Source organism: Sphingomonas sp. (genome assembly GCF_036402235.1).
In the GTDB taxonomy this organism is placed as follows: domain Bacteria; phylum Pseudomonadota; class Alphaproteobacteria; order Sphingomonadales; family Sphingomonadaceae; genus Sphingomonas.
The window spans coordinates 1-21,808 of record NZ_DASWTG010000029.1 but is presented as its reverse complement, the minus strand read 5'-3'; the positions used below and the strand labels follow the sequence as shown (position 1 = coordinate 21,808).

The following is a 21,808-nucleotide window of genomic DNA, read 5'->3' as shown; positions in this document are numbered from 1 at the left end:
AACCCCTTCGCTGTTTGCGCGCACGCTAGTGGCGCGAAGGCGGATCAGCAATGCGGACGGCGTGTCATTTCAGCCGTGCGGCGTGCCAGGCGACATGCTCGGGAAGGAAGGTCGAGATGAAATAATAGCTGTGGTCGTATCCCGGCTGCATGCGCAGCGTCAGGTCGATCCCCGCATCCTTGCACGCCTTCTCCAGCAGATCGGGCTTCAACTGATCGGTGAGGAACTGGTCGGCGTCGCCCTGATCGACCATCAATTCGGGAACCGTCAGCCCATCCTCGATCATCGCGCAGGCATCGTAAGCGCGCCAGTCCTCGCGATTGCCGCCCAGATAGCCGGTCAGCGCCTTCTCGCCCCAGGGGCAGTGGAGCGGCGCGCAGATCGGGGCGAAGGCGGAGACCGAGCGGAAGCGGTCGGGGTTGCGCAGACCGATGGTCAACGCCCCGTGCCCGCCCATCGAATGGCCGGTGATCCCTTGGCGCGACAGATCGGCGCAGGCGAATTCGCGCAGGATCAACGCAGGCAACTCGTCCTCGATGTACGAACGCATGCGGTAATTCGCCGCCCACGGCTCCTGCGTCGCATCGACATAGAAGCCCGCGCCCTTGCCGAAGTCGTAGGCCTCGTCGTCGGGCACGCCGTCCCCTCGCGGCGAGGTGTCGGGCGCGATGAAGATCACGCCATGCTCGGCGCAGGCCTGCCGATACTCGCCCTTCTCGGTGACGTTGGCGTGCGTGCAGGTGAGGCCCGAGAGATACCAGAGCACCGGCAGCTTCGTGCCCTCTTCATGGTCGGGGACGAATGCCGAGAAGGTCATCGGCGTGCCGGTGGTGGCGCTCGCGTGACGGTATACGCCCTGGATCCCGCCATGGGCCTTGTTGGTCGAGAGCGTTTCGAGGGTCATCTGAACACCAAAGTCCGGTTGCCGTTGAGGAACAGGCGGCGCTCGCCCAGCGCATCGACGGCGCGGGCCAGCACCTGCGCCTCGATGTCGCGGCCGATGCGGATCAGGTCGTCGACCGAATCCCGGTGATCGACCCGCTCCACCGCCTGCTCGATGATCGGCCCCTCGTCGAGGTCGCTGGTGACGAAATGCGCGGTGGCCCCGATCAGTTTCACGCCGCGGTCATGCGCGCGATGATAGGGGCGGGCGCCCTTGAAGCCCGGCAGGAAGCTGTGGTGGATATTGACGCACCGTCCCGCCAGCCGGTCCGCGAACTCGGGGGTCAGCACCTGCATGTAACGGGCGAGGATCAGATAGGGGGCGCCCGCCGCCGCCATCACCGCCTCGATCCGCCGCTCCTGCGCAGCATTGTCGCCGTCCTCGACGGGGAGGTGGTGATAGGGCACCCCATGCCATTCGGTGAGGCCGCGCAATTTGTCGTGGTTGGAGACCACCGCGACGATCTGCGCCGACAGCGTCCCCGATTGCTGGCGGTGGAGCAGGTCGTTGAGGCAGTGCGAGCCCTTCGACACCGCGACCACCAGCTTGGGCTTCTCGTCCGCCGCCGACAGTCCCCAGTCGAGCTCGAACTCGGTCGCGACCGGTGCGAAAGCCGCGACCAGCGCCTCGCGGCCCGCCGGGAACCCTGGCCCGCCCGACGTGAAGACGACGCGCATGAAGAAGCGCCCCGTCTCGAGGTCGGCATATTGCTGGCTGTCGAGGATGAAGCCGTCATGCCGCGCCAGGAACCCGCTCACCCCCGCGACGATCCCCACCCGATCGGCGCAAGTGAGGGTGAGGATCCAGCCGGTCTCGCTCATGCCGGGCGGTGGATGGCGCAGAGCTTGTTGCCGTCGGGATCGCGGACATAGCTCAGATGCATCGGCCCCAGCGGGCTGCCGGTACGAAGGCCGGGCGGATCCTCGATCGAGGTGCCGCCATTCGCCACCGCGACGTCGTGGAACGCCTTCACCTGCTCGGGCGAGCTGCACTTGAACCCGATCGTTCCGCCATTGGCGCAGGTCGCCGGTTGGTCGTCGATCGGCTCGGACAGGCACAGCGTGCCGCCGTCATGCCGGTAGAACAGCCGCGTATGTCCGCTCGGCGAAACGTCGCGGAACGCCTCGCCGCCGAAGCCCAGCGTGCCGAGCACCGCGTCATAGAACGCCTTCGACCGGTCGATATCGTTCGACCCCAGCATGATGTGGTTGAACATGGCTCCTCTCCCTTCTGCTCAGTAGACGACGACGCTGCGGATGCTCTCCCCTGCATGCATCAGGTCGAATCCCTTGTTGATCTCCTCCAGGCTCAGCACATGGGTGATCATCGGGTCGATCGCGATCTTGCCGTTCATATACCAGTCGACGATCTTGGGCACGTCGGTCCGCCCCTTGGCGCCGCCGAACGCGGTGCCCTTCCACACCCGGCCGGTGACGAGCTGGAAGGGGCGGGTCGCGATCTCCTTGCCCGCTTCTGCAACGCCGATGATGATGCTCTCGCCCCAGCCGCGGTGGCAGCATTCGAGCGCCGTGCGCATCACCTCGGTATTGCCGGTCGCGTCGAAGCTGTAGTCGGCGCCGCCATCGGTCAGCGCCAGCACCTCGGCGATCACCTCGTCGCGGCGCTTGCCCTTGCCGTTGATGAAATGGGTCATGCCGAACCTGCGGCCCCATTCCTCGCGGGCGGGGTTGATGTCGACGCCGACGATCACGTCCGCGCCCACCATCTTCGCGCCCTGGATGACGTTGAGGCCGATGCCGCCCAGGCCGAACACCACGACCTTCTCGCCGACCTGCACCTTGGCGGTGTTGACCACCGCGCCGACCCCGGTGGTGACGCCGCAGCCGATATAGCAGCTGGTCTGGAACGGCGCGTCCTCGCGGATCTTCGCGACCGCGATCTCGGGCAGCACGGTGAAGTTCGAGAAGGTCGAGCAGCCCATATAATGGAAGATCGGCTGCCCCTTGTAGCTGAAGCGCGTGGTGCCGTCGGGCATCAGCCCCTTGCCCTGGGTGGCGCGGATCGCGGTGCAGAGGTTGGTCTTGCCCGACAGGCACGACTTACACTGGCGGCATTCGGGGGTGTAGAGCGGGATGACATGGTCGCCCGGCTTCACGCTGGTGACGCCGGCGCCGACCTCACGCACCACGCCCGCGCCCTCATGCCCCAGCACGCTCGGGAAGATCCCCTCGCTGTCGAACCCGTCGAGCGTATAGGCGTCGGTGTGGCAGATGCCCGTCGCCATGATCTCGACCAGCACCTCGCCGGGCTTCGGACCTTCCAGGTCGAGCTCGACGATCTCGAGCGGCTTCTTCGCCTCGAAGGCGACGGCGGCGCGGGTCTTCATGGAAATGGGCCTCCTTGCTGTCCCGCGCTCTTTGGCAAGGGAAAGCGGTCCGCGCCAGTCCGAAGCGATCGTAAGTTCAACTTACGATCAGATCACTTCCATCTCGGCCTTGTAGTGATGCCAGGCAAGGATCGCCGCCGCGCCGCGATGCGGGCGCCATGGCTCGGCGATCGCGCGGGTCAGCTTCTCGCTCGGCCGCTCGGCATACCCCATGATCCGCCCGATCTCGATCTGCACCGCCAGGTCTCCCGCCGGCCAGATGTCGGGCCGCCCCTCGGCGAACAGCAGGTAGATCTCGGCCGACCAGCGCCCGATCCCCTTGATCTGCACCAGCTGCGCGATCGCCTCCTCGTCGTCGGCGGGCAGGTTGGCGAGGTCGAGCCGCCCGCTCGTCACCTCGTCGGCCAGGCTGCGGGCATAGCTCGCCTTCTGGCGCGAAAGTCCCGCGGCGCGCAGATCCTCGTCGCTCGCCGCCGCGACGATCGCCGGCTTGGGCAGGGCGCCCAGCGCCGCGGCGAGCTTGTTCCAGATCGAAGCGGCCGCGGCGACGCTCACCTGCTGGCCGACGATCGTGCGCAGCAGCGTCTCGTAGCCGCGGTCGCGGATGCGCGGTTCGGGATAGCCGACGCGGCCGACCGCCGCCGCGATCAGCGGTTCGGATTCGGCGAGCGCATCGAGCGCGGTGCGAAGCTGTTCGGCGCTCAGGCCCATGCGATGCTGTCCTCGAGAACGAAGCGTTGCCGGAGGGAACCTTGAAAGCCGCGCCATTCCCCGGCATGGGCGCGGCAGAGACAGGAGAATCCGATGCCCAAGCTTATCGTCGTCACGCGCGAAGGAGAAGAACGCGAGGTCGAGGGCGAAACGGGCCTGAGCGTCATGGAAGTGATCCGGGACAATGGGTTCGACGAGCTGCTCGCGCTGTGCGGCGGCTGCTGCTCGTGCGCGACCTGCCACGTCCATGTCGATCCGGAATTTGCGGACAAACTGACGCCGATGAGCGAGGACGAGAACGACCTGCTCGACAGCTCGTCCGACCGCGACGATCGCTCGCGCCTGTCGTGCCAGATCCAGTTCGGTCCCGCATTGGACGGTCTCAAGGTGACGATCGCCGCGGAGGATTGACGCCGCGCTACAGTGCGACGAGCTTCGCCCGTTGCTGCCGTCGGCCGGAAGGTGCACAATTAGCGCATGAACGGAAAGCCGCGGAAATTCCCTCGACAGAAGAAGGCGCTCAGTCTTGCGCGGGATTGCCGTAATACTTACGGTGAGAACACAAAGGCCGCCCGTAAGGCTATTCCTCTTAGGAAAGCGATCGAGAATCGGCGCATCCGACACGAGAATAACCAGGCATTGTCGCAAGCCGATAGGTTGGATGAGGCTGATCTTGATCTCGTCGAAAGTTCAGCGCGGCAGAATGTCGCGCGGTTGGGGGGATGGAAGAAGGCTTCAGATGAGCCTCTTGGTGTGGTGATCGAACGAGCCTACAAAGCTCGCGAGCAACGAGCCGGTCGTAAGACGCGTGCCCGCTTCAATTATACGAACGACAGCTAACCGTCTGACCTAGCCCGCTTGCAATGTTGGAATTCATTTGCTTGCGTCGTTAGGTCGCTCTGACCGCTCTTTGATTTCGTCGATACGCGCAGCAGGAACGGCTCGGGCTGCCCACGCCCGGCAAAGGCGGCGAAGCTGACAGAATAAACCGCGTTCCCCGTAACTTCGTCAACTTCCACCCGGCCCCGGTCGCCGCCCGTCAGGGCAGCGGCGATACCTTCACCACCGCCATCGGCGCGTCCTTGCTCAGCGGGGTCGCCTTCCACGTCACGCTCCTGCGGCCGTTCGCGCTGGTCGCGCCATCCTCGTTGTTCTGGCTCACAAGCTCGCCGTCGGTGACGAGGGTGAAGATGCCGTCGAGCTTGGCCTTGCTGTCGTCGCCCTTGCCCTTGGCGGGCGAATCATTGTCGCCGAACGCGGGCGCCTTGACCCGGATTTGGTCGCGCCCGCGCATCTCGATCACCACGAAGGGAAAGATCACCTCGGCATCGAGGTTGTACGGCCACAGGAAATTGTGGGTGAGCTTGCCGCTGATCTGATAGTCGATCAGGAACACACCCTTGCCCTTGTAGGTGACCGATCGATAGCCGGCCTCCTTGGTCAACGCCTCGCCGATCGCCTTGAACTTGGCTTCCTTCTTGGCCTCGTCCTCGGCCGAATCCTCCTCGTCGAAAGGCTCGGTGAGGTTCCCGGCAGCATCCTTGTCCTGCCACATCGCCGGCTGCAGCAGAGCGGGGTTGCTGGTGTCCTTCTTGCCCTTCTCGTCGTCGTCCTTGAAGGCGTCGCCCATGCCCTTGGCCATCTCGCTCGCAAGATCGACTGCGATCACCTCGCCCTGATAGCTGAAGGTGAAGCTGCGATCGGCGAGGATGGTGAGCGAGGAGGTGAACTTCCCCGGGCTGAACGCGCAGCCGACCAGCACCAGCGGCGCAAGCAGCGTCAGCGCGATGCCCTTAAACCGATCGAACATCGTTGCCCCCTTTTCGGCGTCAGCGGGAGACCGCGGCATAGAGCGCGATCGCTGCGGCATTGGATACGTTCAGGCTCTCGACCTTAGGAGAGATCGGCAGCCGCGCAAGCTCGTCGCAATGCTGCGCGGTGTTGTGGCGCATGCCTTCACCCTCGGCGCCGAGCACGAGCGCCGGGCGGGTATCGCCCATCACTTCCGACAGCGTGCCCTTGGCCTCGCCGGCAAGGCCGATGCGCCAGAAGCCCGCCTCGCCGATTTCGTCGAGCGCGCGGGCGAGGTTCACGACCCGCACCCAGGGCACCAGCTCGAGCGCGCCCGAAGCGGAGCGGGCGAGCGAGCCCGACTCGGGTGGGGCATGGCGGTCCTGGGTGACGATGCCGAGGGCATCGAACGCCGCTGCCGAGCGCAGGATCGCGCCGACATTGTGCGGGTCGGTGACATGATCGAGCACCAGCAGCGGCCGCCGATCGTCCGCGCCGCTTTCCAGCAGGTCACCCAGCCAGATTTCCTCGAGCGGATCCACCTCGATCACGATGCCCTGGTGCGGCGCGTCGGCGGGCACCATCCGGGCGAGGTCGGCGGCGTCGGCATAGGTGATCGGCAGCACCGGCGGCAGGTCGAGCGCCGCCAGCGCCTCGCGCGTGCCCCATACCTTGCGCACGTTGCGCTCGGGATTCGCCAGCGCGGCGGTCACGGCGTGGCGGCCCCAGAAACGCGGCCGGTTGCCGCTGCCCGAATTGCCCGAAGGGCGATGCCCGCGTCGTGGTCCCTTGCTCATCGCGAGACGCTAGGCGGCACAATTCCCCCGCGCAAGGCGTTGACAGGGGCGGTCCGCTTCGGCAATGGCGCCCACTCGCTTCGGCGTGCCGCATGGAAGGGTGGCCGAGTGGTTAAAGGCAGCAGACTGTAAATCTGCCCGCGTGAGCGTACACTGGTTCGAATCCAGTCCCTTCCACCACCTCCCCTTGCGGGATATGCTGCGAGCCATGGGCGGGTATAGCACAATGGTAGTGCAGCAGCCTTCCAAGCTGAATACGCGGGTTCGATTCCCGCTACCCGCTCCACCCTTTTCCGGAGGATATGCCGTAGCTTAGCGGTTGGCGCCAGGCTTCCACAGCACGTCGCCGCCGCGGTCGAGGTTGGCTTCGCGTGCCAGCACGAACAACAGGTCCGACAGCCGGTTGAGATAGGCCAGCGCCTGCGGATTCAATGAAACCTCCTGCGATGCCGCGACCGCGGTTCGCTCGGCCCGGCGCGTTACGGCACGGGCAAGGTGGATCGCGGCGGCTGTCGCCGACCCGCCCGGCAGGATGAAGCTGCGCAGCGGCTCGAGCGCTTCGTTAGCGGCGTCGATCGCCACTTCCAGCCGCGCGACCTGTGCCGGGACGATGCGCAGTGCCATCTCGCTCGGGGTGAAATCCTCGCCCGGAGTGGCGAGGTCTGCGCCCAGATCGAACAGATCGTTCTGCACCGTCTCCAGCAGCCGCGCGGGATAGCCGTCGCCCATCAGCGCGATCGCGACTCCGATCGCGCTGTTCGCCTCATCGACATCGCCGATCGCGGCCATGCGCGGATCGTTCTTGGCGACACGCGATCCGTCGACAAGGCCGGTCGTGCCGTCGTCGCCGGTGCGGGTATAGATCTTGTTGAGCTTGACCAAGGCTCGCGTCTTAGCTGCTGCTCGCCATCAGCAGGAGCAGCGCGACGATCGCGATGGCGATGCCCTGGAACAGGATGCGCTGCTGCATCATCCTGTTCGACTTGAGCGCCGAGGCGCTCGGGCCGTTGCCGGCCTTCAGGTCCGCCTCGCTGGTGCGAAGGAAGGCGATGATCCCGCGAACCAGCGCGACGACGGTCGCGATCATCGCCGCGATCAGGAGCAGGATGAGGAACAGTTTCATAACGCTCATTTAGGCGCTTGCAGCGGCGAATCCAATCGGCAGTTCGCCCTTGCGCAGGGCGTCTGCCAGCGCATGCCCGTCTTCCCCTGCCTCTCTCAGCGCGGCGAGGGTGGAGGCATTGTGCCGCTTGGCGAGCCGCTGGCCGTCCGGGCCCAGCAACAGCGGATGATGGTGATAGCGGGGCACGGGCAGGCCGAGCAGGTGCTGGAGCAGCCGGTGGACATGCGTCGCGGCGAACAGATCCTCGCCGCGGACGATATCGGTGACGCCCTGTGCGGCATCATCGATCGTCACGGCAAGATGATAGGAGGCAGGCGCGTCCTTGCGTGCCAGCACGACATCGCCATGCGACACGGGATCGGCCTCCACCAGGCCATGCCCCGAATCCTCGAAGCGGAGCGGCGCGCTGACCGTGGCGAGCGCCCTCGCCATATCGAGCCGCCAGCAATGCGGCCGCGAGAGGTCGGGCGCATCGAGCGTGCGGCAGGTGCCCGGATAGACCGGCCCCTCCGGCCCGCCTGATCCGGGGTGCGGCGCGCTCACGCTCGCTGCGATATCCGCGCGGGTGCAGAAACATGGATAGAGCAGCCCCGCCGCCTTCAGCCGTTCCAGCGCCGCTTCGTACAGGGACAGGCGCTGCGACTGGAACACCACCTCGTCGTCCCAGCGCAGCCCCAGCCATTCCAGATCGCGCAGGATCGTCTCGACATGCTCGGGCCGGCTGCGCGTGCCATCGATATCCTCGATCCGCAGCAGGAAGCGCCCGCCGCGCTCCCGGGCGAAATCATGCGCGCGGATGGCGGAGAAAGCGTGGCCCAAATGCAACCGTCCGGTCGGGCTGGGCGCAAAACGCGAGACGATCATCGCGCGACACCTTGACCGCGAGTCACGGCATATGGTGTCATCACCGTGCAACGCTTCGTGGCGAGAGGCGGAAAGGCGTAACGGGCACGAGGGGGACCATGTACCATCCCGATCTGATCCGCCATCCCGACGGGTGTCCCGCCCTGGTGCTGAATGCCGATTATACCCCGCTCTCCTATTATCCGCTGAGCGTGTGGCCCTGGCAGACGGCGATCAAGGCGGTGTTCCTCGATCGCGTCGATATCGTCAGCCACTATGAGCGCGAGGTGCGCAGTCCCACCGCGGCGATCAAGCTGCCTTCGGTGATCGCGCTCAAGCAATATGTGAAGCCGTCGCAATTCCCTGCGTTCACGCGCTTCAACCTGTTCCTGCGCGACAAGTTCGAGTGCCAATATTGCGGCAGCCCGCGCGATCTGACCTTCGATCACGTCATCCCCCGCGCCCAGGGCGGCCGCACCACCTGGGAGAATGTCGCTACCGCCTGCGCCCCCTGCAACCTGCGCAAGGGCGGGCGCACGCCGCGGCAGGCGGCGATGCCGCTGCACGTCGCGCCGATCCGGCCGACCAGCTGGCAATTGCAGGAGCATGGCCGGCGCTTCCCGCCCAACCATCTGCACGAGACCTGGCACGACTGGCTCTATTGGGACGTCGAGCTCGAAGCGTAGCTCTCGACAAATGCGGCGCTCAGGCTAGCTTCCGCGGCAGCGGAGGGTTCCCGATGAGCGGATTGACGATCGACCGGCGCGGCGCGCTGGCACTTGGGCTGGGTAGTGCGGCAGGGCTGGCACTGCCGGCATGGGCGCAAACCCCGGCTCCGGGGCTGGACATCGCGGTCGATGCGATCGTCGCGAATTTCATGAAGGCATTCGAGACCCCCGGCATCGCCGTCGCGATCGTGCGCAAGGGGCAGGCGCCCTGGCTCAAGGGCTATGGCGTGCGCACCATGGGCAAGCCCGATCCGGTCGATGCGCATACGCGCTTCGGCATCGCGTCCAATTCCAAGGCGTTCACCGGCGCCGCGCTGGGGATGCTGGTCGAGGAGAAGAAGCTCGGCTGGGACGAGCCGCTGGTCAACTATCTCCCCGAATTCAGGATGGCCGATCCGGCGGTGACGGGGATGTTCACCGTGCGCGATCTGCTGGTCCATCGCTCCGGCCTGCCGCTCGGCGCGGGCGATCTCATGTACTTTCCGCAATCGAGTGCCGACACCGCGCAGGTGCTGCGCGCGCTTCGCTTCCTGCGCCCGGCGCGCGGTTTCCGCGCCGGCTATGATTACGACAACATCCTCTACATCGTCGCCGGTGTGCTGATCGAGAAGATGTCGGGCCTGTCGTGGCGCGACTTCATCACCACGCGCATCCTCCAGCCGCTCGGCATGGCCGATGCGGTGCCTTCGCGTGAGCTGCTGCGGACGCCCAACGTTGCAGGCCGGCATGCGCGGCTCGGCCCGCCGGCGCGCGGCATGGGGCCGATGCAGGTGATCCAGCCCGACGAGGGACCGTTGATCGACGCGGCCGGCGGCATCAACGCCAGCGTCGCCGATGTCGCGAAATGGCTTGAGGTCCAGCTGGCGCTTGGCGAGCTGCCCGGCGGCAAGCGGCTGTGGAGCAAGGAAACCGCTGCGGAGATGTGGAAGCCGCAGGTGATCGTCTCGTCGAGCGACGGCGGCACCGACGCCAATCCCGCTCGCCCGGTGATGGCGGGCTATGCGCTCGGCTGGTTCGTGCAGGATTTCCGCGGCCGGCGGCTGGTCAGCCATTCAGGCGGGCTTTCGGGGCAGGTGACGCAGACTGCGATGGTCCCCTCGGCCGGGATCGGTATCGTGGTGCTCAGCAATGTCGAGGACGGCGTCTCGGGCGGCATCCGCAATGCCATCCTCGATCATCTGCTCGGCGCTCCCGCCTATGATTGGGTCGCGAGCTATGTCGCGCGCAACAGGCAGGCGCAGGAGGAAGCGATGGCGGGCCTCGCGGCCGGCGAAGCCAAGCCGCCCGAGGGTTCTCCGAGCTTGCCGCTCGCCGCCTATGCCGGGCGCTACCGCGACGCCTGGTATGGCGACATCGTCATCACTGCGAAGGGCAAGGGACTCGCCATCGCCTTCGTCCCGACGCCGGCGTTCAAGAGCAGGCTCGAGCCCTGGGGCACCGATACCTTCCGCACGCGCTTCCCGGCCGGGGCTGGCGAAGACGCCGTGGTGAGCTTCGCCGTCGCGGACGGCAAGGTCACCGGCGTCAAGATGAAGGCGCTCTCCCCGCTCGCCGACTTCAGCTATGATTTCCATCACCTCGACTTCGTGCCCGTGCGGTAAGCGTATTATTGCATTAATACACCTGGGCGTTTAGGCTGGCCGGGTTCGATAGAAGGATTCACCATGGAGCGGTCAGCCATTGCCGCGATCCCGCGTGCGGCCCGGCTCGCGCTTGAACCCGCTGTCGTGGCGGGGTAAAACAGTGCCCGGTTCCATGCGCTACGATACCCTGTACCCCGAGGTCGCCGATCCGCGCGCGCCCACGGTCTCGCCCTCCGATCCGTTTGACGGCCCGAGCGGCGCAGACGCGCCGCCGTCCGGCCCGCGTCTTCCCCTGCGCCAGCGCCCGTGGTGGCGGTGGACGATGCGCGGACTCGCCGCGTTCATCGTGCTGTTCGTCGTCACGATCGGATGGCTGGTCTTCACCGCGCCGCTCTCCAAGTCGCTCGAGCCGCCGGTGCCCCCGTCGATCACGCTGCTCTCCGCAGAGGGCACGCCGATCGCCAGGACCGGCGCCGAGGTCGGCAAGCCGGTCGACGCGACCAAATTGCCCGCGCACGTCGTCGATGCCTTCATCGCGGTCGAGGACCGCCGCTTCCGCAGCCATTGGGGCATCGACCCGCGCGGCATCCTGCGCGCCTTCGTCAACAACGTCTTCACGAGCAAGAGTTCGCAGGGCGGCAGCACGATCACGCAACAGCTCGCCAAGAATGCGTTCCTGAGCTCCAAGCGCACCTTCGGCCGCAAGTTCCAGGAGGTGCTGATCGCCTTCTGGCTCGAAGCGTGGCTGACCAAGGACGAGATTCTCTCGCGTTACCTCTCCAACGTCTATTTCGGCGACAATCAGTACGGGCTCGATGCCGCCGCGCGGCATTATTTCAGCCGTCCCGCGACGCAGCTGACCACCGGCCAGGCGGCGATGCTCGCGGGCCTCGTCAAGGCGCCCTCGCGGCTCGCGCCGTCGTCCAACCTCAAGGGCGCGCAGGAACGGCAGGCGGTGGTGATCGGCACGATGGTCGACGCCGAGCTGCTGACCGAGGCGGAGGCGCGCGCGATTCCGCCGGCGCGACTGCGGCTCGCGCGGAGCAAGGCGCTGCCCAGCGGCACCTATTTCGCCGACTGGGTGCTGCCCGAGGCGCGCGATCAGGCGGGCGAGCTCGGCGCGGTGCGCGAGGTGACGACCACGCTCGAGACCCGGATGCAGCGCGCCGCCGAGCGTGCAGTGCGCAATGCCGGGCTGCGTCAGTCGCAGATTGCCATCGTCGCGATGCGCCCCGACGGCCGCGTCATCGCGATGGTCGGCGGCAAGAACTACGGCGAATCCCCGTTCAACCGCGCCACGCAGGCGCGCCGCCAGCCGGGCTCGACATTCAAGCTGTTCGTCTATCTCGCCGCGCTGCGCAGCGGAATGACCCCCGATTCGACCGTGCTCGATGAGCCGGTGACGATCGGCGAATGGGCGCCGAAGAACAATGACGGCCGCTATCGGGGCGAGATCACCTTGCGCCAGGCATTCGCGCGATCGAGCAACGTCGCGGCGGCGCGGCTGATCAAGGATGTCGGCCCGCGTGCCGTGATCCGCGCGGCGCGCGACCTGGGCATCTCCACGCCGATTGCCGAAGAGGCCTCGATTGCGCTCGGCACCTCGACCGTGTCGCTGCTCGAGCTGACGGCGGCCTATGCCGCGATCGCCAATGGCGAGGCGCCGGTGCGCCCGCGCGGCCTGTCCGAGGCCGATGAGCCGGGCTGGCTCGATCGCCTCACCGGCTCGCAACGCCCGATCGGGCGGCGCGAGCTGGAGGGGATGCGCGAGCTGCTCCGGGCGGCGGTGAGCGAGGGGACCGGGCAGAGCGCGGCCCTCTCGGTCGAGACCTTCGGGAAGACCGGGACGACGCAGGACAATCGCGATGCGCTGTTCGTCGGCTATGCCGACGGCATCGTCACCGCGGTGTGGATGGGGAATGACGACAATACCCCCAATCCGGGCCTTGCCGGCGGCGGCGCGCCGGCCCGCGTATGGCGCGATTTCATGGCGCAGGCGCTGGGCGTCGCGGCGAAGCCGAAGCCCGAGCCGGTGGTCGAGAACCTTTCCGACGCGCTGGCGGACGAAGGCGAGAACGTCATCGACGAGCCGATCGAGATCGAAGGCAGCTTCGGCGGCCAGGCCGTCGGCGTCCGCGTCAACCGCGACGGCAGCCTCGAGATGACCCGGCCCGGGGAAGAGCAGCTCGACGCGCCACCGCTCGAGCGTGAGAGTCGCCGCCGCGAGCCGGTTCCCGAGGACGAAGGCTTCTAGAGCCGCTTCTCGAAGAAGATCTCCGCATAGGGATTGTCGTTGTAGCGGCTGATCTCGGTCCAGCCGGCGGCGCGGTAAAAGCGCGCGGCTTCGGGCAGCGCGCGGTTGGTGTCCAGTCGCAGCCTGTTGATCGCCAGCGCGCGAGCTGTCTCTTCCGCTGCCGCCATCAGGCGCTGCGCCAGCCCAAGCCCGCGCGCCCCGCGATCCACCCACAGCCGCTTGATCTCGGCGCTGCCGCCACCCTCGCCCCTCAATGCCACGCAGCCGACCGGCAACCCGTCCGACATGGCGACGAAGAAGGCGCCGCGCGGGCGGATCATGTCCTTGATGTCCGGGTCGCTGGATCGCGCCACGTCGAACCCGCCGGGAAAACGCGCGTCCAGCTCGGCATAATAGCGTAGCAGGCAATGCCGCGCCGCTTCGCCTGCCGGGTCCGTCTCTTCGATGACGACATCCGCCCGGCCGAATGCCGAGGCGATCAGGTCCATCGCATCGAGCAGGGCGTCACGGTTCGCCGCGCCGTCCAGGAACGCCGCCGCGCGCGCATCGGACAGTGCCTCATAGGCGCGGAACTCGCGCAACCCGGCCGGAGTCAGTGCGGCGACGCGGCGCCGGGCGTCGCCGGGATGCGGCGTGGTGTCGATCAGGCCCTCGTCCTCGAGCCCGCGCAGCATCCGGCTCATCAGCCCGGAATCGAGACCGAGATAGGCACGCAACTCGGCCACGTCGCTCCGCCCCGACCCGATCGCGTTGATCACGCGCGCCATGCCGAGCGGGCGGCCGCGCCCCAGGAACGAGCTGTCGAGCGCGCCTACCTCGCGCGTCACGGCGCGGGCAAAGCGGCGGAAGCGGCTGACAGGGTTGAGGCTCATTTATCTGACTTATGTCAGCTAATAGGACTGGGTCAAGCGGCGTGCGTTACTGGCTGGTGGTCGGGAGTCCGTTATGCCAAGGATTGGCCGACAGGCAGCCGCCGGTGCGGGAGTTGCGTAAATGACAGCCATTGCAGTGATCGCGACGATGCTGGGGGCCGTGGCCCTGCAGACCGCCGCGCTGGTCGAAGGCGAGCCGCTGCGACCCGGCACGGTCGCGATCGAATCGATGGCCGATCCGGCCGTCCCCGCTCCGGCCAGGCAGGCTTTCGCCGATGCGGTGGAGCGGGCGCTCGCCGACATGCGCTTCATGGCGCTGCCAGCGACCAGCCGCAGCCGCTACATCGCGCGGGTCAAGGTGACGCGTACCGCGCGCGGGGCGGTGACGTCCAAGGCGAAGACGCCCGGCCCGGCGGCCGCGGTCGGCAACTGGGGCGCGGCGATCGGGGTCAGCATGCCCTCGAACAAGCAGGCGCTGCGCGGCCTGATCGTCACCGAGCTGGAGGTCGAGCTGGTGCTGCGCGACGGGATGAAGCCGGTGTGGCATGGCCGCGCGCTGACGGCGCAGGCCGAGGGCACAGCAGCTGACGCGCCCGCGACGCTCGCGCCCAAGCTTGCCAGTGCGGCGGTGCGAGGCTTCCCTGCGCAACAGCCCGAGGCGATCTCGATCCCCTGAAGTTAGATCAGCTTCGCTGAAGCGGGCCGGTGCCGCCACGTTTCAGCTTGGCTGAAACAAACTAAAGGTCGAGCTTCTCGTAATCGGGCGGCGGGTTGATCCCCTCCATCCGCTCGGCGAGCAGCGGTCGGAAGCTCGGGCGGCTCTTCATGCCGACATACCAGCGCTTGGCCTGCTCATGGCTCTTCCAGTCGATCCCGCCGAGATAGTCCGCGACGCTGATCTGCGCCGCGGCGGCAAGGTCGGCGAGGCTCATCGTCGCGCCGCCCAGCCAGGTGCGGTGGTCGAGCAGGAAGTCGATATAGTCGAGATGCGCGACCGCGGCCTTCATCGCCTCGCGCAGCGCGGTCGAATCCGGCGTCGCGCGCTGGACGATGCGCTTGAGCATCCGCTCGTGCAGCAGCGGCCCGGTGATGTCGCGGAAGAACTGGACGTCGAACCAGGCGACGAGCCGGCGAATCTCGGCGCGATCGGCGGCGGTGCCGTTGAGCAAGGCGGCCTTGCTCACCGTCTCCTCGAAGAATTCGCAGATCGCGACCGAGTCGATCAGCACCACGCCGCGGTCGTCGGCCATCACCGGCGTCTGCCCCGCGGGGTTCATGTCGAGAAACTCGTCGCGCCGCGCCCAGGGGGATTCGCGCACGGGTTCGTAGCCGACGCCCTTCTCGCCGAGGACGAGCCGGACCTTGCGCGAGAAGGGGCAAAGCGGGAATTGGTAAAGCTGCCACATGCCGTGGCTTTAGGCGCGAGGGGCGGGGGGCGGCAAGATACGAGTGCCCCTCAGCCGCAATCGCGGGTGCGGAAGTTTACACTAGCTTGACACTATCGAGCATGCCCGTCCGGGAGTGATCCTGCGATGTCAAAGAGCGACCCGGCAACGTCGGTACGTGCAGGCAAGCAGATCAATTCCAACATTGCAAGCGATCCATTTCCTGCTCGTGCTCGACGAGTTCTTATTCCGCCGCCACCAGCTCTTGCGTGTCATCCAGCGGGTGCGGAAGCCGCTCGAGCATTTCCTTCGGAACTACCTGCCAGAAATTGCCGCGGATACGGTCCCAATCCTCGAGCAGCCCGCCCGACCAGTTGCTGTCGGTCGCAGCGTGATGCTCGGTGACCAGGTTCTTGAGCACCGCTTCCCAATGCATCGACGACAGGCGCTGCCATACGATGCTGTCGGGGTTGGCATTGGCCTCGAACACGCCGTCCTCGTCATAGATGAACGCCATGCCGCCGGTCATGCCCGCGCCGAAATTGGTGCCGGTCTTGCCCAGAACGACCGCAACGCCGCCGGTCATATATTCGCAGCCATTGGCGCCGCAGCCCTCGACCACGACCTGCGCACCCGAGTTGCGCACCGCGAAGCGCTCACCCGCCTGGCCCGCGGCGAACAGCTTGCCGCTGGTCGCGCCGTAGAGGACGGTGTTGCCGATGATCGTGTTGGCGCGGCTGTCGAGCGGCGAGCTGACCAGCGGGCGGACGACGATCGTACCGCCCGACAGGCCCTTGCCGACATAGTCGTTGGCGTCGCCGAACACTTCCAGCGTCACGCCCTTGCACAGGAACGCCCCCAGCGACTGGCCGGCCGAACCGCGCAGGCGGACCTGAACATGCCCGTCGGCGAGCTTGGACATGCCGAAGGTCCGCGTGATCTCGCTCGACAGGCGGGTGCCCACCGCGCGGTGGGTGTTACGGACGTTATAGGCGAGCTGCATCTTCTCGCCGCGCTCGAACACCGCCTTTGCGTCGGCGATGATCTGCGCGTCGAGGCTGTCGGGCACCGCATTGCGCCAGGTGTCTAGACTGAAGCGGCGCTCGCTCTCCTCGGCATCGACCTTGGCGAGGATCGGGTTGAGATCGAGATCGTCGAGATGCTCGGCGCCGCGGCTGACCTGACGGAGCAGCTCGGTACGGCCGATCACCTCATCGAGGCTGCGAACGCCGAGCCGGGCGAGGATCTCGCGCACCTCCTCGGCGATGAAGGTCATCAGGTTGATGACCTTCTCGGGCGAGCCGGTGAACTTCTGCCGCAGACGCTCGTCCTGGGTGCACACGCCGACCGGGCAGGTATTGGAATGGCACTGCCGCACCATGATGCAGCCCATCGCGACGAGGCTGAGCGTGCCGATGCCGAATTCCTCGGCGCCCAGGATCGCCGCGACGACGATGTCGCGCCCGGTCTTGAGCCCGCCATCGGTGCGCAGCTTCACGCGGCCGCGCAGCCCGTTGAGGGTGAGGGTCTGGTTGACCTCGCTCAACCCCATCTCCCACGGCGTGCCGGCGTACTTGACTGACGTCTGCGGGGAGGCGCCGGTGCCGCCGACATGGCCGGCGACCAGGATCACGTCGGCATGCGCCTTGGCGACGCCCGCCGCGACCGTGCCGATGCCGGCCGAGCTGACCAGCTTGACGCAGACGCGGGCGCGCGGATTGATCTGCTTGAGGTCGTAGATCAGCTGCGCCAGATCCTCGATCGAGTAGATGTCGTGGTGCGGCGGCGGGCTGATCAGCGTCACGCCGGGCGTCGCGTGGCGCAGCCGGGCGATGAACTCGGTGACCTTGAAGCCGGGCAGCTGGCCGCCCTCGCCGGGCTTGGCGCCTTGCGCGACCTTGATCTCGACCTCGTCGCACGCGCCCAGATATTCGGCGGTGACGCCGAAGCGGCCGGACGCGATCTGCTTGATCGTCGAATTGGCGTTGTCGCCGTTGGCATAGGGCTTGTAGCGGATCGAATCCTCGCCGCCCTCGCCCGACACCGCCTTGGCGCCGATGCGGTTCATCGCGATCGCCAGCGTCTCGTGCGCCTCGGGGCTGAGTGCGCCCAATGACATGCCCGGCGTCACGAAGCGCTTGCGGATCTCGGTGATCGCCTCGACCTGGTCGATCCCGACGCCCTCGTTCGGGAAGTTGAACTCGAGCAGATCACGCAGATAGACCGGCGGCAGATCACGCACGCCGCGCGAGAATTGCAGATAGGTCGAATAGCTGTCGGTCGCGACCGCGGTCTGCAGCGTGTGCATCAACTGCGCCGAATAGGCGTGGGTCTCGCCGCCATGGCGCTGCCGGTAGAAGCCGCCGATCGGCAGCGTCGCGACGCCGGTGTCGAACGCGGCGTCGTGGCGCAGCTTGGCGTTGAGATGCAGCGAGGCATAGCCCTCGCCCGAGATCTTCGCGGGCATGCCGGGGAAGAAGTCGTTGACCAGCGCGCGGCTGAGGCCGACCGCCTCGAAATTATAGCCACCGCGGTACGAGGAGATCACCGCGATCCCCATCTTCGACATGATCTTGAGCAGACCCTCGTCGATCGCCTTGCGATGGTTCTTGAGCGCCTGGTCGAAGCTCATGTCGCCGAACAGGCCGCGCGCGTGCCGGTCGGCGATCGAGGCTTCGGCGAGATAGGCATTCACCGTGGTCGCGCCCACGCCGATCAGCACCGCATAATAATGCGTGTCGAGGCACTCGGCCGAGCGCACGTTGACGCTGGCATAGCTGCGCAGCCCCTTGCGGACCAGGTGCGTATGCACCGCCGCCGCCGCCAGCACGCCGGCGATGGCGATGCGATCCGGCCCGACATGCTCGTCGGTCAGGAACAGCTCGGTCGCGCCCGCGCGCACCGCCTGCTCGGCCTGGAAGCGGACGTCGGCGATCGCCGCGCGCAGCGTCTCCGGCCCGCCGCCGGCGGGAAAGGTGCAGTCGATCTCGGCGGCGAGGCCGCCGAAATGCGCCTTCAATCGCGCCCAGTCACTATTGGTCAGCACCGGGCTTTCGAGCACCAGCACCTTGTTCGCCGTCTCCCCGGTGTCGAGGATGTTGGCGAGGTTGCCGAAGCGCGTCTTGAGCGACATCACGTGCCGTTCGCGCAAGCTGTCGATCGGCGGGTTGGTGACCTGGCTGAAATTCTGTCGGAAGAACTGGCTGATCAGTCGCGGCTTGTCGCTGATCACCGCGAGCGGCGTGTCGTCGCCCATCGATCCGACCGCTTCCTTGGCGTCGGTCACCATCGGTGAGAGGATCAGCTCCATGTCCTCGAGCGTCTGGCCCGCCGCGACCTGGCGGCGGGTCAGCTCGGCCCGGTCGAAGCGCGGCCCGGCTTCGTCCACCACGGGCAGCTCATCGACGGTCAGGAACTCGCCGATCATCCCGGCATAGTCATATTCGCCGGCGATCCGGTCCTTGACCTCGTCATCCTCGTAGAAGCGGCCCTCGTCGAGATCGACCGCGATCATCTCGCCTGGGCCAAGGCGGCCCTTGGCGACCACGGTCGATTCGGGGATCTGGACCATCCCGGTCTCGGAGCCGACGACGAGCAGCCCGTCGGCGGTGCGGGTGTAGCGCAGCGGGCGCAGCGCATTGCGGTCGACGCCCGCGACCGCCCAGCGGCCGTCGGTCATCGCCAACGCGGCCGGGCCGTCCCACGGCTCCATCACCGAGGCGAGATACTTGTACATCGCGAGATGGTTGGCCGGCGTCTCCGGCCCCATCGCCTCGGGCACCAGCATCAGCTTGGCGGTCGGCGCGTCGCGGCCCGAGCGGCAGATCGCCTCGAACACCGCGTCGAGTGCCGCCGTATCGCTCGCGCCCGCCGGGATCACCGGCTTGATGTCCTCCGAATGCTCGCCGAAGGCGAGGCTCGCCATCTTGATCTCGTGGCTGAGCATCCAGTTCTTGTTGCCGCGGATCGTGTTGATCTCGCCATTATGCGCCAGGCAGCGGAAGGGCTGCGCCAGCCACCATTGCGGGAAGGTGTTGGTCGAGTAGCGCTGATGGAAGATCGCGACGCGGCTGACGAAGCGCTCGTCCTTGAGGTCCGGGTAGAACTCGCTGAGGCTCTCGGCGAGGAACAGCCCCTTGTAGATCACCGAGCGGCAGCTGAGCGAGCAGATGTAGAAGCCGCTGATCTGCGCCGCGATGATGCGCTTCTCGATCCGGCGGCGGACGAGGTAGAGGTTCTTCTCGAACTCGTCCTCCGACACCTCGTCGGGCATCGGGCCGGCGATCATGATCTGCTCGATCTCCGGCCGGGTCGCCTGCGCCTTCTGGCCGATGACCGAGACGTCGACCGGCACCTGGCGCCAGCCATAGATGGTGTAGCCGGCCTCGATGATGACGCTCTCGACGATCGTGCGGCACGCCTCCTGCGCGCCCAGGTCGACGCGCGGCATGAAGATCATGCCGACCGCGAGGCGGTTGGGCAGCACGCGGTGGCCCGACGCGAGCACCGCGTCGTCGAAGAAGCGCAAAGGCAGGTCGACATGGATGCCCGCGCCGTCGCCGGTCTTGCCGTCGGCATCCACCGCGCCGCGGTGCCACACCGCCTTCAGCGCGTCGATCGCGCTCTGCACCACGCGGCGCGACGGCTGGCCGTCGATCGCCGCGACCATGCCCACGCCACAGGCATCGCCCTCGAACTCGGGGCGGTACATGCCGTGCTCGGCAAGATAGGTGCGCTGGTCGGTCGTCATGTCAGTCATTCTCGTCAGTCTTCTCGGACGTCTTGGGCGTCGGCGGGAGGTGCTTGGTCGCCGCCTCCACCTTCTCCATGATCGCCGGCATCGCCTTCATCATCTCTGGGGTCGCGGCCATCATCTCCTGGATGACCTCGGGGTCCATGAAGGTGAGCAGATACTGGTCAGCGAAGGCGCCCCCGGTCGGAGTCGCGAAGAAGGCGTTGATCTCATTCAGCTGACCGGTCGTGTACCGGCGCGCAAAGGAACGAGAGAGACCGGCGCGGACACGTGGTTCGAGCTTGTCGAACACGGCGCCCATCTCCTCGCCCATCACGCGCGACATGATCTTCATGCGCTCCTGAAAGTGCGGATCGGCGCTGGCCGCGGCCTCGCCCATCGTCTTGCCGCCGTCACCCTCCGCCGCGGGCACGCCCAGCTCATCCGCGGTCTTGCCCATCATCTGGGCCATCATCGCGTCCATCATCTGCGGGAACTGGTCGCGCATCATCTTGAGGTAGATGCCCTTGGGCACGAGCGCGGCGACCGCCTTCTCCGCCGCAGCGAGACGCGCGGGATCGGGCGCGGCGGAGGGCGATGCGGGTGTGGGCGCCGTCTGCGCGACGGCCGGAGCGATGAGCGCGAGCGACGCTGCGGCAACGATGCGGATCATGCGGCTTCCTTCTGCTTCCGCGCGGGCGCAGCGGCCTGCGCCTTGAGCCAGGCGTGCATCCGCTCGCTGACGTCGCGGCCGTCGCGGATCGCCTGGACGACCAGGCTGGCGCCCTTGACGATGTCGCCCGCGGCGAACACGCCGTCGAGGTTCGACATCATCGTGCGCGCATCGGTGCGGATCGTGCCCCAGCGGGTGACGCCGAGCTCGGGCGCATCGAACAAGTTGGGCAGATCCTCGGCGTCGAAGCCGAGCGCCTTGATCACCAGATCGGCGGGCACGTCGAATGCGGAGCCGGGATCGGGCTCGGGCGCGCGGCGTCCGCTGGCGTCGGGCGCGCCGAGGCGCATGCCGACCGCCTTGACCGCGGTCACCTTGTCGCCGCCGCCATTATCTTTGGCGTCGAACGCTTCGGGCGCGGAGAGCCAGACGAACTCGACGCCCTCCTCCTCGGCATTGGCGGTCTCGCGCTGCGACCCGGGCATGTTGGCGCGGTCGCGGCGATAGAGGCACTTCACGCTCGCCGCGCCCTGGCGCACAGCGGTGCGGACGCAATCCATCGCGGTGTCGCCGCCGCCGATCACGACGACGTGCTTGCCCGCGGCGGTCAGCTCGGGATCGTCCGCCGGGTCCTCCCCGCGCGCGACGAAGCGGTTGCGCGCGTACAGGTAGTCCATCGCGAAGCGCACGCCCTGCAGGTCGGCGCCGGGCACGTCGAGCGGGCGGTGCACGCGCGAGCCGATCGCGAGGACGAGCGCGTCGTGGCGCTCGAGCAGCTCCTCAGGGCTCAGGCTCGACCCGACGTCGACCCCGTATTCGAACCGGATTCCCTCCGCCTCGAGCACGGCGATGCGCCGGTCGACGTAGTGCTTCTCGAGCTTGAAGTCCGGGACGCCGAAGCGGAGCAGGCCGCCGGGGCCCTCGTCGCGCTCGTAGACGACGACCTCGTGGCCGGCCTTGAGGGCGCCGAGGGCGGCGGCCATGCCGGCGGGACCGGCGCCGAGGACGGCGACGCGTCCGCGCGGG

Annotated in this window: 21 protein-coding genes and 2 tRNA genes; 8 read left to right on the top strand and 15 right to left on the bottom strand. The window is 67.4% G+C overall.

Annotated elements, in window-relative coordinates:
* Positions 1-64: 64 nt before the first annotated feature.
* The 5 genes from fghA to VGD28_RS05840 all read right to left on the bottom strand — a co-directional run bounded on the left by fghA (position 65) and on the right by VGD28_RS05840 (position 4,001).
* A complete protein-coding gene (gene fghA, locus VGD28_RS05860; protein ID WP_331027394.1) occupies positions 65-904 on the bottom strand; it encodes an S-formylglutathione hydrolase in 840 nt (279 codons plus the stop codon).
* On the bottom strand, positions 901-1,764 hold the full coding sequence (gene purU, locus VGD28_RS05855; protein WP_331027393.1) for a formyltetrahydrofolate deformylase: 864 nt from the start codon (positions 1,762-1,764) through the stop codon (positions 901-903). The genes fghA and purU overlap by 4 nt, the downstream gene beginning before the upstream one ends.
* On the bottom strand, positions 1,761-2,159 hold the full coding sequence (locus VGD28_RS05850) for a VOC family protein (RefSeq protein WP_331027392.1): 399 nt from the start codon (positions 2,157-2,159) through the stop codon (positions 1,761-1,763). The genes purU and VGD28_RS05850 overlap by 4 nt, the downstream gene beginning before the upstream one ends.
* An 18-nt stretch (positions 2,160-2,177) precedes the next feature.
* Entirely contained in the window at positions 2,178-3,290 is a 1,113-nt protein-coding gene (locus VGD28_RS05845) for an S-(hydroxymethyl)glutathione dehydrogenase/class III alcohol dehydrogenase (protein WP_331027391.1), read from the bottom strand.
* Positions 3,291-3,377: 87 nt separating this feature from the next.
* On the bottom strand, positions 3,378-4,001 hold the full coding sequence (locus VGD28_RS05840) for a DNA-3-methyladenine glycosylase 2 family protein (protein WP_331027390.1): 624 nt from the start codon (positions 3,999-4,001) through the stop codon (positions 3,378-3,380).
* A gap of 93 nt (positions 4,002-4,094) precedes the next feature.
* Here VGD28_RS05840 and VGD28_RS05835 point away from each other — a divergent pair, with 93 nt between their 5' ends.
* Positions 4,095-4,412: a 2Fe-2S iron-sulfur cluster-binding protein gene (locus tag VGD28_RS05835; protein ID WP_331027389.1), complete on the top strand. Its 318-nt coding sequence runs from the start codon at positions 4,095-4,097 to the stop codon at positions 4,410-4,412.
* Positions 4,413-4,478: 66 nt separating this feature from the next.
* Positions 4,479-4,841 carry a hypothetical protein gene (locus VGD28_RS05830; protein WP_331027388.1) on the top strand — a complete coding sequence of 121 codons (363 nt, stop codon included), beginning with the start codon at positions 4,479-4,481 and terminating at the stop codon, positions 4,839-4,841.
* Between the two features lie 199 nt (positions 4,842-5,040).
* Here VGD28_RS05830 and VGD28_RS05825 read toward each other — a convergent pair whose 3' ends face one another.
* Positions 5,041-5,811 (bottom strand): hypothetical protein, encoded by a 771-nt coding sequence (locus tag VGD28_RS05825; RefSeq protein ID WP_331027387.1) that lies wholly within the window; start codon positions 5,809-5,811, stop codon positions 5,041-5,043.
* Positions 5,812-5,830: 19 nt separating this feature from the next.
* Positions 5,831-6,589, bottom strand: a complete 759-nt coding sequence (gene rlmB, locus VGD28_RS05820) for a 23S rRNA (guanosine(2251)-2'-O)-methyltransferase RlmB (protein WP_331027386.1) — start codon at positions 6,587-6,589, stop codon at positions 5,831-5,833.
* Between the two features lie 94 nt (positions 6,590-6,683).
* On the opposite strand from rlmB, the gene VGD28_RS05815 reads away from it, so the two are divergent.
* Positions 6,684-6,769, top strand: a tRNA-Tyr gene (locus VGD28_RS05815).
* Positions 6,770-6,801: 32 nt separating this feature from the next.
* Positions 6,802-6,875: transfer RNA gene (locus tag VGD28_RS05810), tRNA-Gly, on the top strand.
* A 26-nt stretch (positions 6,876-6,901) separates the two neighbouring features.
* Here the strand turns inward: VGD28_RS05810 and VGD28_RS05805 are convergent.
* Genes VGD28_RS05805 through gluQRS form a run of 3 tightly spaced genes read right to left on the bottom strand, consistent with a single transcriptional unit; the run spans position 6,902 to position 8,576 of the window.
* Positions 6,902-7,471 (bottom strand): cob(I)yrinic acid a,c-diamide adenosyltransferase, encoded by a 570-nt coding sequence (locus tag VGD28_RS05805; protein WP_331027385.1) that lies wholly within the window; start codon positions 7,469-7,471, stop codon positions 6,902-6,904.
* A 10-nt stretch (positions 7,472-7,481) separates the two neighbouring features.
* The gene (locus VGD28_RS05800; RefSeq protein ID WP_331027384.1) at positions 7,482-7,712 is read right to left on the bottom strand and encodes a twin transmembrane helix small protein; all 231 of its coding nucleotides are present in this window, start codon (positions 7,710-7,712) and stop codon (positions 7,482-7,484) included.
* A gap of 9 nt (positions 7,713-7,721) precedes the next feature.
* Positions 7,722-8,576: a tRNA glutamyl-Q(34) synthetase GluQRS gene (gluQRS, locus tag VGD28_RS05795; protein ID WP_331027383.1), complete on the bottom strand. Its 855-nt coding sequence runs from the start codon at positions 8,574-8,576 to the stop codon at positions 7,722-7,724.
* 98 nt (positions 8,577-8,674) lie between these two features.
* Here gluQRS and VGD28_RS05790 point away from each other — a divergent pair, with 98 nt between their 5' ends.
* The 3 genes from VGD28_RS05790 (at position 8,675) to VGD28_RS05780 (ending at position 13,120) form a co-directional block, all read left to right on the top strand.
* On the top strand, positions 8,675-9,241 hold the full coding sequence (locus VGD28_RS05790; protein ID WP_066580840.1) for an HNH endonuclease: 567 nt from the start codon (positions 8,675-8,677) through the stop codon (positions 9,239-9,241).
* Positions 9,242-9,294: 53 nt separating this feature from the next.
* On the top strand, positions 9,295-10,884 hold the full coding sequence (locus tag VGD28_RS05785; protein ID WP_331027382.1) for a serine hydrolase: 1,590 nt from the start codon (positions 9,295-9,297) through the stop codon (positions 10,882-10,884).
* A gap of 154 nt (positions 10,885-11,038) precedes the next feature.
* On the top strand, positions 11,039-13,120 hold the full coding sequence (locus tag VGD28_RS05780; protein ID WP_331027434.1) for a transglycosylase domain-containing protein: 2,082 nt from the start codon (positions 11,039-11,041) through the stop codon (positions 13,118-13,120).
* On the opposite strand, the gene VGD28_RS05775 is transcribed toward VGD28_RS05780, so the two are convergent.
* On the bottom strand, positions 13,117-13,992 hold the full coding sequence (locus VGD28_RS05775) for a helix-turn-helix domain-containing GNAT family N-acetyltransferase (protein WP_331027381.1): 876 nt from the start codon (positions 13,990-13,992) through the stop codon (positions 13,117-13,119). The two genes, VGD28_RS05780 and VGD28_RS05775, sit on opposite strands and share 4 nt — an antisense overlap.
* Positions 13,993-14,113: 121 nt before the next feature.
* On the opposite strand from VGD28_RS05775, the gene VGD28_RS05770 reads away from it, so the two are divergent.
* A complete protein-coding gene (locus VGD28_RS05770; RefSeq protein WP_331027380.1) occupies positions 14,114-14,668 on the top strand; it encodes a hypothetical protein in 555 nt (184 codons plus the stop codon).
* Between the two features lie 61 nt (positions 14,669-14,729).
* Here VGD28_RS05770 and VGD28_RS05765 read toward each other — a convergent pair whose 3' ends face one another.
* From VGD28_RS05765 to VGD28_RS05750, 4 genes are all read right to left on the bottom strand, one after another.
* The gene (locus tag VGD28_RS05765) at positions 14,730-15,398 is read right to left on the bottom strand and encodes a glutathione S-transferase family protein (RefSeq protein ID WP_331027379.1); all 669 of its coding nucleotides are present in this window, start codon (positions 15,396-15,398) and stop codon (positions 14,730-14,732) included.
* A gap of 223 nt (positions 15,399-15,621) precedes the next feature.
* Complete coding sequence (gene gltB, locus VGD28_RS05760) at positions 15,622-20,136, bottom strand: glutamate synthase large subunit (RefSeq protein WP_331027378.1); 4,515 nt, start codon at positions 20,134-20,136, stop codon at positions 15,622-15,624.
* Positions 20,129-20,782 (bottom strand): DUF2059 domain-containing protein, encoded by a 654-nt coding sequence (locus VGD28_RS05755; RefSeq protein WP_331027377.1) that lies wholly within the window; start codon positions 20,780-20,782, stop codon positions 20,129-20,131. Before VGD28_RS05755 ends, gltB begins: the two co-directional genes overlap by 8 nt.
* A partial coding sequence (locus VGD28_RS05750) for an FAD-dependent oxidoreductase (protein WP_331027376.1) occupies positions 20,779-21,808 on the bottom strand: 1,030 nt, incomplete at its 5' end. The genes VGD28_RS05755 and VGD28_RS05750, both read right to left, overlap by 4 nt.